Genomic DNA, 14,591 nt, shown 5'->3' on the forward strand with positions numbered 1-14,591 from the left:
GGGTTCAGTGCTGCAGTTCGGTGAAGGGAATGAAGCGCACCAGGTCGCCTTCGCGGATGATGCGCCCAGGCGGATTGTCGATCAGGCCTTCGCCCCAGACCGTGGAGGTGAGCACGCCCGAGCCCTGGTTCGGGAACAAATCCAGCCCCCCGCCGGCGTTCACCCGCGCGCGCAGGAATTCGTTGCGGCGGTCGGCCTTGGGCAGGCTGAAGTCGGCCCGCAACTGCCAGCCACGCGGCTCGACCGGTCCGTTCACGCCCTGCAAGCGCAGGATGAACGGCCGCACGAAGAGCAGGAAGGTAATGAAGCTCGAGACCGGGTTGCCGGGCAGGCCGAGGAAGAATGCGGACTCGCTTGCCGTGCCCCGGCGTACCTCGCCGAAGGCCAGCGGCTTGCCAGGCTTGACCGCGATCTGCCACATGTTCAGCTGCCCTTCCGCTTCGACCGCCGGCTTGATGTGGTCTTCCTCGCCGACCGAAACGCCGCCCGAGGTGATGATCAGGTCGTGCTCGCGGGCCGCTTCGCGCAGGGTGGCGCGGGTGGCCTCCAGCGAATCGGGAACGATGCCGAAATCGGTGATGAGGCAGCCGAAGTTCTCCAGCAGTCCGCGCAGGGTGAAACGGTTCGAATTGTAGATGGCGCCCGGCGCGAGCTGCCCGCCCGGGGCTTCGCCCGGCATGGTCAGTTCGTCGCCGGTGAAGAACACGGCCACGCGCAGGCGGCGGCGCACAGGCAAACTGGCCAGCCCCACCGAGGCGGCCAGTCCCAGCTCCTGGCTGCGCAGGCGCGTGCCGGCGGGCAGGATGGTCGCCCCGGCCTGGATGTCCTCGCCGGCGCGGCGGATCCACTCGCCGCTCTTGGGCACGTGGCGGATCGTGACCATGTCGCCCTGGGCCTCGGTCTGCTCCTGCATGACGACGGCGTCCGCGCCCTCGGGAATCAGGGCGCCCGTGAAGATGCGCGCGGCGGTGCCCGGCTCGAGCGGCTGGCCGACGGTGCCGGCCGGGATGCGCTGCGCCACGCGCAGGCTCGCCTCGCCGCTGATGCAGTCCAGCGCGCGCACCGCATAGCCGTCCATCTGGGTATTGTCGTGCGAGGGGACGGCGATGGTCGAGGCTACGTCGGATGCGAGCACGCGGCCGTTCGCTTCCAGCGTCGGCACCTGCTCGACCTCGTTCACCTGCCGCGCCGCCGCCAGCAGGGTGTCGAGCGCCTCGCGCACCGACAGCATCGGGCGCGCAGCCGCATTGTCCTTGGTTGCGCCCATGGTCACAGTCCGGTATGCGCCGCGATGAAGGCCTTCATCTCGTCCACGTTCGGCTGCATGACCACGAAGCGCTGGGGCAGCGTCTCGATTTCCTCGAAGCCGGCAGGACGTTCGGCATCCATGCCCAGCGCTTCCAGGATGGTCTCGTTGAACTTCGCGGCCAGCGCCGTCTCCAGCACGATCATCGTCACGCCCGGCGTCATGTGTTCGCGCGCCACCTTCAGGCCGTCAGCGGTGTGGGTGTCGATCGTGATGCCGTAGTCATCGAAGGCCATGCGGATCGTGTCGAGGCGATCGGCATGGGTCGATTTCCCGGAGACGAAACCGTATTCGCCGACGCGCTTGAACTCGTCGCCGTCCGAACCCGGCTTGCCCGACAGGTCGAAGCCGCCGTGCGTGTCCACCTTGCGGAACAGCGCGTGGGTGCGCTCGCTGTCGCGGCCGACCAGGTCGTAGATGAAGCGCTCGAAGTTCGAGGCCTTCGAGATGTCCATCGATGGGCTGCTGGTGTGGTAGGTCTCGGCGGACTTGCGCACGCGGTAGACGCCGGTGCGGAAGAATTCGTCGAGCACGTCGTTCTCGTTGGTGGCCACCACCAGTTTGTCGATCGGCAGGCCCATCATGCGGGCGATGTGGCCGGCGCAGATGTTCCCGAAGTTCCCCGACGGGACCGTGAACGAGACCTTCTGCTCGTTGCCGGTCGTGGCCGCGAGGTAGCCGCGGAAGTAGTACACGACCTGGGCCACCACGCGCGCCCAGTTGATCGAATTGACGGTGCCGATCTTGTGGCGCGCCTTGAACGACAGGTCGTTCGAGACGGCCTTGACCAGGTCCTGGCAGTCGTCGAACACGCCGTCGACTGCGATGTTGAAGATGTTCGGGTCTTGCAGGCTGAACATCTGGGCGGCCTGGAAAGGGCTCATTTTCCCGCTCGGCGAGAGCATGAAGACGCGCACCCCGCGCTTGCCGCGCATCGCGTACTCGGCGGCGCTGCCGGTGTCGCCCGAGGTGGCGCCGAAGATGTTCAGCTCGTCCTCGTTCTTCGCCAGCGCGTACTCGAACAGGTTGCCGAGCAGCTGCATGGCCATGTCCTTGAAGGCCAGCGTCGGGCCGTTCGACAGCGCCTGCAGCACCAGCTTATTTCCGCCCTCCTTCTCCAGTATCCGCAGCGGGGTGATCTCCGCCGGGTTCTCGCCTGCGCGCGCATTGCGGTAGACCTCTGGGGTGTAGGTCTTCGCGGTCAGCGCCTTCAGGTCCGCGTCCGGAATGTCGGTCGCAAACTTGCGCAGGATTTCATAGGCCAGTTCGGCGTATGACAGGCCGCGCCAGGCGTTCAGTTCTTCAGGGGAGACCCGCGGGTACTCGGCCGGCATGAACAGGCCGCCGTCCGGGGCCAGGCCGCCGAGCAGGATGGTGGAGAAGGTTTCCGGATTGCGGGAAGCGGACGCGCTCGTTGCGCGGGTGGAGACGTATTGCATACAGTTCGATGATCCGTTGGGCACGCGTTGATTCTTTTATTATAGTGCGGGCCGAAGAATCGTGTCTGTATGGTGGAGTTCTAAGCTTATGCCATACCGGGATGTAGGGTGGACTCCCGAGTCCACGCGTTTCGGCGCTTGCTCAGGGGCGGCGTGTCCCGATGTGCAAACGCCGCCGACGCGTGGAGTTGTCATTGATGCCCCCGGCATCAATGACAACTCCACCCTACGAAATCAGCAAGCCGCGTGATTCACCGTCACCACGTGAATCGCCAGCCCGCCCAGCGAGGTCTCCTTGTACTTCACCTGCATGTCCGCTCCGGTCTGGCGCATCGTCTCGATGACGTTGTCGAGGCTGACGAAGTGGGTGCCGTCGCCCTTGAGTGCCAGCGAGGCGGCGGTGATGGCCTTGATCGCGCCCATGCCGTTGCGCTCGATGCATGGGATCTGCACCAGGCCGCCGATCGGGTCGCAGGTCATGCCGAGGTGGTGCTCGATGCCGATTTCGGCGGCGTTCTCGATCTGCTCGTTGCTGCCGCCGAGTGCCGCCACCAGGCCGGCCGCGGCCATCGCGCAGGCTACGCCCACCTCCCCTTGGCAGCCCACTTCGGCGCCGGAAATCGAGGCGTTCTTCTTGCACAGCATGCCGATCGCGGCGGAGCTCAGCAGGAAGTCGCGGATGCCCTTGACGGCATCAAGCGGACGGCAATCCTCCGCGTAATAGCGCAGCACCGCCGGGATGATGCCCGCCGCGCCGTTGGTCGGCGCCGTGACCACCCGCCCGCCCGCGGCGTTTTCCTCGTTGACCGCCATCGCGTACAGCGTGACCTGGTGGGTCGAGTCGTGCGGCAGTTCGTTGACGCGCTTGCCCTCGACGCAGTGGGCCTGCTTCCACAGCTTGGCCGCGCGCCGCTTGACGTTCAGGCCGCCCGGGAGCTGGCCTTCGGTCACCAGACCGTGCGCGATACAGTCGCGCATCACGTGCCAGATATTGTCCAGGCCGGCGTCGAGTTCCGCTTCGCCCATGCGCGCCAGTTCGTTCGCGCGCAGCATGTGCGGGATCGACAGGCCGTGCTCGCGGCCCTGGGCCAGCAGCTCGGCCATGGTGCTGAACGGGAAAGGCACCGCCACGCTCGGCGCTTCCTGCGGGCGCTGGGCTTCGCCCGCGGCCGTGATGAAACCGCCGCCGACCGAGTAGAAGATGCGCTCGATGACGCTGCCGTCCCGCAGCTGCAACACGAAGCGCATGCCGTTCGGGTGCTCGGGCAGGCTCGAGGCCTTGTGCCAAACCAGCCCGGTGCGGGTCGTGAACGGCACCTCTTTCGTACCCAGCAGGCGCAGCACGCCATCGAGTTCGGCTTCGGCCAGCTTGTCCTCGACGCTGTCGGGATCGATGGTCTGCGGGGTCTCCCCCATCAGGCCGAGGATCACCGCCTTGTCGGTCGCGTGGCCGACGCCGGTCAGCGCCAGCGAGCCATACAGGTGGGCTTCGACGCCCACCGCTTCGTCGAGCGGGCCGCATTCGAGCAGGAAGCGGCGCGCCGCCACCATCGGGCCCACGGTGTGCGAGCTCGATGGTCCGATACCGATCTTGAAAAGATCAAAAACACTCATGTCCATTGAAGGATTGTCTCCGAATTCATTATTTTTATGGTGATGCCGGGCTTAAGAGCGCCTAACAAAACCTCCATAGCTGCGTTGCAGCGCCTCGCCGTACAGTCGTACTGTCTTCGGCGCTGCGTCGGGCGGCCGCATCCCTTGCTCTGAAGGTTTTGTTAGGCGCTCTGAGCCCGGTTGGGCAGAGCTTATGCGGCAGCGCGGATGTCGATGTTTTCCAGCATGCTGGCCACCATCTCGTCGGTGCCGACGCGCGCCTTCCAGCCCCAGTCGGCGCCGGCCTGGCTGTCGTCCAAGCTCTTCGGCCAGCTGTCGGCGATGGCCTGGCGGCTGTCCGGCTTGTAGGCGATCTCGAACGCCGGCACGGCGCGCTGGATCGCGGCGGCCAGTTCGCGCGGGTTGAACGAGACGCCGGCGACGTTGTACGAGGAGCGGATCTTCACCTGCTCGCTTGGTGCGTCCATCAGCTCGATGGTGGCGCGGATCGCGTCCGGCATGTAGATCATCGGCAGCGTGGTCTCCGGGCCGAGGAAGCACTCGTAGGTCTCGCCCTTCAGGGCCGCGTGGAAGATCGCGATCGCGTAGTCGGTGGTGCCGCCGCCCGGTGGCGACTTGTAGCTGATGATGCCCGGGTAGCGGATGCTGCGCACGTCGACGCCGTACTTGGTGTGGTAGTACTCGCACAGGCGCTCGCCGGCCAGCTTGCTGATGCCGTAGATCGTGGTCGGGTCCATCACCGTGTACTGCGGCGTATTTTCCTGCGGCGTGTTCGGGCCGAAGGCGGCGATCGAGGACGGCCAGAACACCTTCAGCGGCTTGCCCGCTTCCAGGCGCTCGCGCGCAACTTCGAGGATGTTCAGGAGGCCATCCATGTTCAAGGTCCAGGCCTTCAGCGGCGCCTTTTCGCCGGTGGCCGACAGCAGCGCGGCCAACTGGTAGACCTGGGTGACGCCTTCGTCGGCAATCACGGCGGCCAGCCGGTCCTTGTCGAGCACGTCGAGCTGGGCGTAGCGCGCCGCGCCGTAGAGGTTGTTCGTGCCGATGTCGGTGGCGAGCACATTGTCCGCGCCGTGTTGTTCTGCGAGTGCGGAGACCAGCTCGCTGCCGATCTGGCCGTTGGCGCCGATGATGAGGATGCGTTCCATGTATTTCCCGTTCCTTGGTGCTGAGACTGATTAGTTGTTCTTGATAATGCCCAGCTCGCGCCCGGCCTGCTCGAAGGCGGCCAGCACGGTGTCGAGCTGCTCGCGGGTATGCGCCGCCGACAGCTGCACGCGCACGCGCGCCTGCCCCATCGGCACCACCGGGTAGAAGAAGCCCGACAGCAGCACGCCCAGTTCGAACATGCGGGCCGCGAATTTCTGCGCCACCGGCGCGTCGAACAGCATCACCGGCACCACCGGGTGGGTGCCCGGCTTGATGGTGAAGCCGATGCGCTCGATCTCCTTGCGGAAGTAGGCGGTGTTTTCCATCAGGCGGTCGCGCAGCTCGGTCGACTTCGAGATCCGCTCCAGCACCGACAGCGAGGCGCCGGCGATCATCGGCGCCAGGGTGTTCGAGAACAGGTAGGGACGCGACTTCTGGCGCAGGGTCTCGATGACTTCCTTGCGGCCCGAGGTGAAACCGCCCATCGCGCCGCCCAGGGCCTTGCCCAGGGTACCGGTGATGATGTCGATCTTGCCGATCACGCCGCAGTGCTCGTGGGTGCCGCGGCCGGTCGCGCCCATGAAGCCGGAGGCGTGCGATTCGTCGATCATGGTCAGGGCGCCGTATTGTTCGGCCAGTGCCACGATCTTGTCGAGCTGCGCGATGGTGCCGTCCATCGAGAACACGCCGTCGGTGACGATGATCTTGTGGCGCTTGCCGGCAGCCGTGGCGTCCTGCAGCTGCTTCTCGAGGTCGGCCATGTCGTTGTTGGCATAGCGGTAGCGCGCCGCCTTGCACAGGCGGACGCCGTCGATGATCGAGGCGTGGTTCAGGGCGTCCGAGATGATGGCGTCGTTCTCGTCGAACAGCGGCTCGAACACGCCGCCGTTGGCGTCGAAAGCCGCCGCGTACAGAATTGTGTCTTCGGTGCCGAGGAAGTTCGACAGCGCCTGCTCGAGTTCCTTGTGCACGGTCTGGGTGCCGCAGATGAAGCGCACCGAGGACAGGCCGTAGCCGTACTTCGCCAGCGCGGCTTCGGCCGCCTTCTGGGTCTCGACGTCGCCCGACAGGCCGAGGTAGTTGTTGGCGCACATATTGATCAGGGTGCGGCCGTCGTCGGATTGCACCTGCGCGCCCTGGCGCGAGGCAAGCACGCGCTCCGGCTTGAACAGGCCCTGCTCGCGCAGGTTGGAGAGGTTCTGCTGCAGACCGGTGTAAAACGCGTTCTTCGCTTGTTCGCTCATGGTCGTTCCCTGATTCCCTATAAGTGATTGCCGCCTTGACCCTGGAAGCCGGTATGCTGTACCGTTCCCGGATCGCTGTACGTTTTTCGGTGCCTCGTCGCGTTTTCGCTATCTCGAACCGAAATTCAATATAATGAATATTACGCCGACCTGCTGAACTTGGCAAGGCACGGCTGTCCAAACATTTACCAGGCTGTCTCGACGATGAAAACCGTGGTCACCACCAATAACGCCCCGCCCGAAGTCGGCGCCACCCTGCAACGCCTGCGCCTGGCGCGCGGCCTGACGCTGGAAGACCTGTCGCGCATCGCCGGCGTGTCGAAATCGATGCTGTCGCAGATCGAGCGCGAAAAGGCCAATCCTACCATCGCCATCACCTGGCGTCTGGCCAATGCGCTCGGGGTGCAGATCGGCGAACTGCTGGCCTCGGAAACGCGTGACGTCGAGTCGATTCGGGTACTCGACGCGCACGAGACGCCGACCCTGCCGGGCACGCATGCCGGTTACACCCTGCGCATCCTGGGGCCGATGGAGCTGGCGGGACAATACGAATGGTACGAGCTGACGCTGGCGCCTGGCGGCGCATTGGCCTCGCAGGCGCACGATCCGGGGACCAAGGAGCACCTCACCGTGCTGAACGGGTCGCTGGAGGTGGAAGTCGGGCTGGAGAAGCGCAAGGTCAAGGCCGGGGGGACGGCGCGGTATGCGGCGGACCAGGATCATGTGCTCAGGAATGCGGGGAAGACGGAGGCCAAAGCGCTCTTGGTGGTTGTGCACCGGTAGTGGTTGTTCGCTGGCGTTGTCTCGATGCCGGCTCTGCAACGCGTGGAGTCGGGGACTCCACCCTACGCATCGCGCCAGATGTAGGGTGGAGTCCTGACTCCACGCGTTACACCGGTTGAGCGGCCGCCGACGCCAGGCAAAGGCAAAAAAACGGGCCGGTCGGATCGCAAAGATCCGCCGGCCCGTTTCATTTACCTGCTGCTACCCTTACTTGCTGGCCACCGTCGCCGGCTCGTTCATCTTCAGCGCACGGCTCAGGAAGCCCCAGCGGTCCGCCACTTCCTCGATCTGCTTCGCGGTCGGCTTGCCGGCGCCGTGGCCGGCCTTGGTGTCGATGCGGATCAGGACCGGGTTGCAGCCGGCTTGCGCGGACTGGGCGGCCGCGGCGAACTTGAAGCTGTGCGCCGGGACGACGCGGTCGTCGTGGTCGGCGGTGGTGACCATGGTCGCCGGGTAGCTGGTGCCGGCTTTCAGGTTGTGCAGCGGCGAGTACTTGACCAGGGCCTTGAACTCGTCCGGGTTGTCCGCCGAACCGTAGTCCGAGGTCCAGGCCCAGCCGATGGTGAACTTGTGGAAGCGCAGCATGTCCATCACGCCGACCATGGGGATGGCCGCGCCGAACAGGTCCGGACGCTGGGTCATCGCCGCGCCGACCAGCAGGCCGCCGTTGCTGCCGCCGCCGATCGCCAGTTTCGACGGCGAGGTCACCTTGTTCGCCACCAGCCACTCGGCCGCGCCGATGAAGTCGTCGAACACGTTCTGCTTCTGCAGCTTGGTGCCGGCCTGGTGCCAGGCTTCGCCGTATTCGCCGCCGCCGCGCAGGTTGGCCACGACGTAGACGCCGCCCATTTCCATCCAGGCCAGGTTGGCCGGCGAGAAGCCCGGGGTCATCGAGATGTTGAAGCCGCCGTAGCCGTACAGGTAGGTCGGGTTGCTGCCGTCGAGTTTCAGGCCCTTCTTCGAGACGATGAACATCGGGACCCTGGTGCCATCCTTCGAAGTGAAGAACTGCTGGCGCGTCTCGTAGTCGGCCGGGTTGAAGTCAACCTTCGGTTGGCGGAACACGGTGCTCTGGCCGGTCTTCAGGTTCAGGCGGTAGATCGTGGTCGGGGTGGTGAAGCCGGTGAAGGAGTAGAAAGTCTCGGCTTCGCCCCGCTTGCCCGACAGGCCGCCCACCTTGCCGATGCCCGGCAAGGCGATTTCGCGTACCTGCTTGCCCTTGAGGTCGTGCACGCGCACCACGCTGCGCGCATCCTTCAGGTATTCGAGCACCAGCTGGTTGTTGATGATGTCGGCGCCGGCCAGGGTGTCGGCGGTTTCGGCGACGATTTCCTTCCAGTTCGATTCAGCCGGTTTGCTGACGTCGATCGCGACGATGCGCTTTTTCGGCGCCTTGCGGTCGGTGCTGGCGTAGAACACGGTGCCGACGTTGTCGATGAACTCGTAACCGGCGTCGAAGTTGTCGACCAGGTCGACCACTTTCGAATCGGGCTTGCTCAGGTCCTTGTACGAGATGCGGTACTTCGGCGCGGTGCCCTTGGTGGTGGTGATGAGCAGGTAGCGGCCGTCGTCGGTCGTCTGGCCGCCGAAGCCCCATTCCTTCTGGTCCGGACGGTCGTAGACCAGGATGTCGGCGCTCTGCGGCGTGCCGATCTTGTGGTAGTAGAGCTTCTGGAAGTAGTTCACGTCGGCCAGCTTGGTGGCTTCCTTCGGCTCGTCGTAGCGGCTGTAGAAGAAGCCCTTGCCGTCTTTGGTCCAGGCCGTGTTCGAGAACTTGACGAACTTGACGTGGTCCTCGAGGTCCTTGCCGCTCTCGATGTCACGCACGCGGATCTCGTTCCAGTCCGAGCCCGAGGCCGCGGTGGCGTAGGCCAGCAGCTTGCCGTCCGGGCTGACTTCGGCGCCGGCCAGGGCGACCGTACCGTCGGCGGCCAGCTTGTTCGGGTCGAGCAGCATGCGCGGCTCGTCGCCCAGGTTCTTCAGCGTGTACAGCACCGACTGGTTCTGCAGGCCGTCGTTACGGGTGTAGAAGTAGCGGCCGCCGTCTTTCGAGGGCACCGAGTAGCGCTCGTAGTTCCAGAGTTTGGTCAGGCGCTGGCGGATCGCCTCGCGCTGCGGGATCTGGCCCAGGTAGCCCTGGGTCACCGCGTTCTGGGCGTCGACCCATTGCTTGGTCTCGGCGCTGTTGGCGTCTTCCAGCCAGCGGTAGGGATCGGCCACCGTCGTGCCGTGGTAGTTGTCGGTCTGGGCGACCTTCTGGGTGACCGGGTAGGTCACTTGCGAACTCGTCGTGCACGCGCTTGGGGTGGCAGCGTGTGCGGCGCCGAAAGCCGCCATCAGGGCGACGGCGAGCGTTGCATGTCTCATGTGCATATTGTTCTCTACAGGAGTCGTGGTGGGCGAAATGTGCCGAGGGGCATCATAGCGCGAAACTCGGCGGGAGGCGATATGTTGGCGGATGCGGCATTGCGTACCCGGCAGGCATGGACGCGTGTGATCGACCGTACCTCGGCAAGGCGGTAGGGTGTGCGGCTATACTCGTGAGGCGGCAGGCACGCGGCTTCAACGCCGCGCACGCGTTCAACGGGCATGTGAGACGACGCGAGGCATCTTGAGCCGGTTGAACGCGTGGGCGGCGTTCAGGCAGCGGGCTGCGCAATCGCCCGGGTAGAGCCGCACACCCTACGGTGCTACGGTGCGCGCATTGCGTTACTGCGCTGGCCGCTGGGGCAGCACGTCGCGGTGGCTCATCCGCCACTTGTGCGACAGGTCGAGCGCCCAGCCGATTTCGGAGGGGCTCAGGCGGCGGGCGACGATGGTCTTGTTGACGTTGGCGGTGGCGTCGCCGCCCTCGGCCGCGAGCAGCATCCACATGTAGGCGCGGACCGGGTCGCGCGCGACGCCGAGCCCGCTGCCATACATGCCGCCGAGGTTGTACTGGGCAAGCGCGTGGCCCTGTTCGGCAGCCTGCTCGTACCAGTAGACGGCGGCGCGGTCGTCCTGTTCGACGCCCTGGCCGCTGGCGTACATCACGCCCAGGTTGTTCTGGGCGCTGGCGTCGCCCTGCTCGGCGGCGAGGCGGTACCAGTGGGCGGCGCGGACGTCGTCCTTTTCGACGCCCTGGCCGTTGGCATAGATGACGCCGAGGCTGAACTGGGCGTTCGCGGCACCCTGCTCGGCCGCGCGCCGGTACCACTCGAAGGCCTGCTCGGGGTCGGGCGCGGTGCCGCGGCCGTGGGCATACATGTTCGCCAGGTTGTACTGGGCGCCGGCGTGGCCCTGCCCGGCCGCGCGCAGGTACCAGTCGAGGGCACGCGCCTCGTCGCGCTCGCCGGTGGTGCTCGCACGGCCGTTGGCGAACATGGTCCCGAGCCGGAACTGGGCCTCGCTGTCTCCGTGGCCGGCGGCGCGTTGCAGCCAGGCGCAGGCGCGGCGCGGGTCGGCGCGCACGCCCTGCCCCTCGTCGTAGGCGATGCCGAGTTCGCGCTGGGCGCCGCGTTCGCCGGCGGCGGCGGCCTTGCGCAGCCAGTACAGCGCCTGCTGGTCGCTGGCCTCGACGCCCTGGCCGCGCTTGTACATCAGGCCCAGGTTCAGCTGGGCCGCCGCGTCGCCCTGCAGGGCCGCCTTGCGGAACCAGGCCATGGCCAGCGGATAGTTGATGGCGGCGCCGTTTCCGTACAGGTAGCATTCGCCAAGCTGGTTCTGGGCTCCGGCCATGCCCTGCTCGGCCGCCCGGTAATACCAGGAGAGCGCGCGCTCGGGGTCGACGGCCACGCCGCGGCCCTCGCGGCACATGTGGCCGAGGTTCTGCTGGGCCGAGGCGTCGCCCTGCTCGGCGGCGCGGCGGAACCAGCGCGCCGCTTCGTGGTCGCAGCGCTGCACGCCACGCCCGTGGTAATACATGGCGCCAAGGTGGTTCTGGGCGAAGGCCAGGCCCTGTAGCGCCGCCATGCGCAGCCAGCGCACGGCCAGCGCATCGTCGCGCGGCACGCCGTTACCCTTCTTGTACATCAGGCCGAGGTTGAACTGCGCGTAGGCGTTGCCGCGCTCGGCCGCCTCGCGGAACCACATGAAGGTCTGCTGGCTCTCGTTCTGGAGCTTCTGGCGGTTCATGCCCTTCTCCCGGTTTTACGCTGGCAGCCGAAACGATTACAGCGCCACTGCGGGCGCCGCACTGGCGGCCGCTGAGCTGGCGACCGCTGATCTGGTGGTCACAAGTCAGGCGGCCTCATAAGTATTAACAAAATTCTAATGAAAAGCATGCCCTGCGGGTTTGACTGCGCGCAATCGTGCAGGCGTGCGCCCCATGAAAAAACCCGCCGGGCGCGGCGGGTTTGTTGAGGCAGAGACTGCGCGTGGCGGACTAGAGCGCGTTACGCTCGGCCGCGTACTTGCCGAGGTAGCCGTGGACCTTGGCCGCGGCCAGCTTGTTCACCGAGACGAGCAGGCTCGGGCAGACCTGGGCCAGGCCATACGAGGAACCGAGGTGGCGCCCGATGTGGATCAGGACTTCGGCCGCGACTTCGGCGTCGGCCTCGGCGCGGTGGGCCGCGCTGCGGAAGGCGATGCCGAGCTGGCGCGAGAGCTGGCCCAGCTTGTAGCTCGGCATGCCAGGGAAGACGCGGCGCGACAGCTTCAGCGAGCAGACCAGGCTCTCGTGGCCGCAGGTGCGCCCCAGGCGTTCGCTCTCGGCGAGCAGGAATTTTTCGTCGAAGCTGGCGTTGTGGGCCGACAGCGTGTCGCCGCCGATGAAGTCGAGCAGCTCCGGCACCACGGTGCGCGCCGGCGGCGCCGAATCGACCATCTCCTGGGTGATGCCTGTGAGGCCCGTGATGAAGGCCGGGATGCGCGCGTTGCAGTTGACCAGCGAGACGTAGCGCTCGGTTACGCGCCCGCCGACGATGCGCAGGGCCGCCACTTCGGTGATGCGGTCGCCCATCGCCGGGGACAGGCCCGTGGTCTCGAAGTCGAGCATCACGATCGGTCGTTCAAAGATACTCATGGGATCCTTTCAGGATGTCCGGCCGCTCCCGCGACCATGGAGTCTTGCGTAGAACTTTTAGCGGAATTTGCGCAGCGCGTCCAGCGCCAGCCCCGCGCCGATGCTGCCGAACAGGTCGCCCTCGACCTTGCGCGCCCCGGGCACCAGGGCGCCCACCCGCTCGCGCAGCAGGCCCACGCCGCTCGAGCCGCCGGTGAAGAACACGGTGTCGACCGCGCCCGGTGCCACGCCGGCATCAAGCAGCAGGCGCAGCACGGTGGCGTCGATGCTGTCGAGCAGCTGGACGATGGCCGCCTCGAAGGTGGCGCGTTCGACCAGCAGGTTTTCCGGCGGCGACAGGCGATCCAGCTCGAGGGTGACGGCGTCCTGCGAGGAAAGTCCGATCTTGGCGCCCTCGACCTGCATCGCCAACCAGTGGCCGGCGCGTTCGTCGATCAGGTGCTTCAGGCGCGCCAGCTTGGCCGGCTCGCGCGCATCCCTCACCAGCTCGTCCAGCTGGCCGATGCTCTTGCGGGTATAGGCCTGGTTGATCGTGTGCCAGGTCGCCAGGTTGAAGTAATAGCTCGACGGGATTTCGGCGCCCGAACGCAAAGTACTCTGATAACCGAGCAGCGGCATCACCGACGCCAGGCTCAGGTACTTGTCGAAGTCGGTGCCGCCGATGTGCACGCCGCCGGTGGCGAGGATGTCCTCGCGCCGTTCAAGCTTGCCGGCGCGGCCCGGTCCCAGGCGCACCAGCGAAAAGTCCGAGGTACCGCCGCCGATGTCGGCGATCAGCACCAGTTCCTCGCGGTCGATCTGGGATTCGTAGTCGAAGGCGGCGGCGATCGGCTCGTACTGGAAGGCCACTTCGCGGAAGCCCACGCTGCGCGCGACCTCGGCCAGCGTGTCCTGGGCCAGCTGGTCGGCGGCCGGATTGTCGTCGATGAAGAAGACCGGGCGGCCGAACACGGCGTGCTCGAAGGGGCGGCCGGCCTGCTGCTCGGCGCGGCGCTTGACCTCGCCGATGAACTGGGCCAGCAGCAGGCGGAAAGGCAGCGCGCGGCCGGCGACCTCGGTCTGGCCGTCCATCAGGCTGGTGCCGAGCAGGCTTTTCAGGGAGCGCATCAGGCGCCCCTCGTAGCCGGCCAGGTAGTCGGCCAGCGCCGCGCGGCCGTAGCGCACTTCCTCGTCGTCGGCGTTGAAGAAAACGACCGACGGCAGGGTCGGTTTGCCGTCCTCGAGGGCCAGCAGGGAGCTGGCTGCGGAAGGCGCTGCCGGATGGGCATCCGGCCCGATCCAGCCAACCGTGGAATTCGACGTACCGAAGTCGACGCCGCAAGCGTTCGTCATGTGTTCCTTTGCCCTGGGGGCGCGCTCAGAAGGGGCGGTATTTTAGCAGAATCTTTACCAGAAACCCCTTTCCAACGCGAATGCAAAACCAGGACGTTGCGCGCCCGTCACGCGCGGCAGATCACCCTTGCCTTGGCTATACTGGCTGTTACCCACCCTGGATGCCTGTTCGCCACCATGACGCACTACTGGGTCCTCAAACGCAATTGCTCCCTGACGCCGCGCCAGTCGGGCGCCGTCTACGCCCTGCTCTGCACGGCTTCCTTCGCCATCGCCACCGTCTTCCTGCTGCAAGGCATCTGGATGGTGCTCGCCTTTACCCTGGTCGAAATGCTCGCCGTCGGCCTGGCCCTGCTGCACTACGCCCGCCATGCGCTCGACGTGGAACGCATCGCCCTGCTCGACGGCTGCCTGGTGGTCGAGCGCATCGATGCCGGCCGCCGCGAGGAAATCCGGCTCGACCCGATCCGCCTGCGCGTCCTCGGCCCGGCGCCGCGCGTCCAGAAGCTGATCCGGCTCGAATCGCGCGACGTGAGCGTGGAAATCGGCCGCTATGTCTCGGAACCGGTGCGCGCCCAGGTCGCCCACGAATTGAACCGGGCCCTGCGCTCGCATCCGGCCCGCTTGCGCCCTTGAAAATGTTGTCTTCCATGTAAGTTTCTTCTTACATTGACACGGCGACACAACCGATAGGGCTTTTCTATGCCCCCTTGCATAATCCT

Annotated in this window: 11 protein-coding genes; 2 read left to right on the forward strand and 9 right to left on the reverse strand. The window is 66.3% G+C overall.

Features of this window, described 5'->3' with window-relative positions:
* Positions 1-4 precede the first annotated feature (4 nt).
* The 5 genes from ACWCIA_RS15790 to ACWCIA_RS15810 form a co-directional block, all read right to left on the reverse strand.
* Positions 5-1,231 carry a molybdopterin molybdotransferase MoeA gene (locus tag ACWCIA_RS15790; protein WP_454164872.1) on the reverse strand — a complete coding sequence of 409 codons (1,227 nt, stop codon included), beginning with the start codon at positions 1,229-1,231 and terminating at the stop codon, positions 5-7.
* Positions 1,232-1,269: 38 nt separating this feature from the next.
* Positions 1,270-2,745: a threonine synthase gene (thrC, locus tag ACWCIA_RS15795; protein ID WP_454164780.1), complete on the reverse strand. Its 1,476-nt coding sequence runs from the start codon at positions 2,743-2,745 to the stop codon at positions 1,270-1,272.
* Positions 2,746-2,979: 234 nt separating this feature from the next.
* Positions 2,980-4,365, reverse strand: coding sequence for an L-serine ammonia-lyase (locus ACWCIA_RS15800; protein ID WP_454164781.1), 1,386 nt, complete (start codon positions 4,363-4,365; stop codon positions 2,980-2,982).
* 185 nt (positions 4,366-4,550) lie between these two features.
* Positions 4,551-5,507 (reverse strand): NAD-dependent epimerase/dehydratase family protein, encoded by a 957-nt coding sequence (locus ACWCIA_RS15805; protein ID WP_454164782.1) that lies wholly within the window; start codon positions 5,505-5,507, stop codon positions 4,551-4,553.
* 30 nt (positions 5,508-5,537) lie between these two features.
* A complete protein-coding gene (locus ACWCIA_RS15810; protein ID WP_454164783.1) occupies positions 5,538-6,752 on the reverse strand; it encodes a glycine C-acetyltransferase in 1,215 nt (404 codons plus the stop codon).
* 204 nt (positions 6,753-6,956) lie between these two features.
* On the opposite strand from ACWCIA_RS15810, the gene ACWCIA_RS15815 reads away from it, so the two are divergent.
* Positions 6,957-7,535 carry a helix-turn-helix domain-containing protein gene (locus ACWCIA_RS15815; RefSeq protein ID WP_454164784.1) on the forward strand — a complete coding sequence of 193 codons (579 nt, stop codon included), beginning with the start codon at positions 6,957-6,959 and terminating at the stop codon, positions 7,533-7,535.
* 207 nt (positions 7,536-7,742) lie between these two features.
* Here ACWCIA_RS15815 and ACWCIA_RS15820 read toward each other — a convergent pair whose 3' ends face one another.
* The 4 genes from ACWCIA_RS15820 to ACWCIA_RS15835 all read right to left on the reverse strand — a co-directional run bounded on the left by ACWCIA_RS15820 (position 7,743) and on the right by ACWCIA_RS15835 (position 13,869).
* Complete coding sequence (locus ACWCIA_RS15820; RefSeq protein ID WP_454164785.1) at positions 7,743-9,908, reverse strand: prolyl oligopeptidase family serine peptidase; 2,166 nt, start codon at positions 9,906-9,908, stop codon at positions 7,743-7,745.
* Between the two features lie 336 nt (positions 9,909-10,244).
* A complete protein-coding gene (locus tag ACWCIA_RS15825; RefSeq protein WP_454164786.1) occupies positions 10,245-11,648 on the reverse strand; it encodes a tetratricopeptide repeat protein in 1,404 nt (467 codons plus the stop codon).
* Between the two features lie 250 nt (positions 11,649-11,898).
* Positions 11,899-12,537 carry a 3'-5' exonuclease gene (locus tag ACWCIA_RS15830; protein WP_454164787.1) on the reverse strand — a complete coding sequence of 213 codons (639 nt, stop codon included), beginning with the start codon at positions 12,535-12,537 and terminating at the stop codon, positions 11,899-11,901.
* Positions 12,538-12,594: 57 nt separating this feature from the next.
* Entirely contained in the window at positions 12,595-13,869 is a 1,275-nt protein-coding gene (locus ACWCIA_RS15835; protein ID WP_454164788.1) for an Hsp70 family protein, read from the reverse strand.
* 177 nt (positions 13,870-14,046) lie between these two features.
* Here ACWCIA_RS15835 and ACWCIA_RS15840 point away from each other — a divergent pair, with 177 nt between their 5' ends.
* Entirely contained in the window at positions 14,047-14,505 is a 459-nt protein-coding gene (locus ACWCIA_RS15840) for a DUF2244 domain-containing protein (RefSeq protein WP_454164789.1), read from the forward strand.
* Positions 14,506-14,591: the final 86 nt, after the last annotated feature.

Source organism: Massilia sp. SYSU DXS3249 (assembly GCF_053668055.1).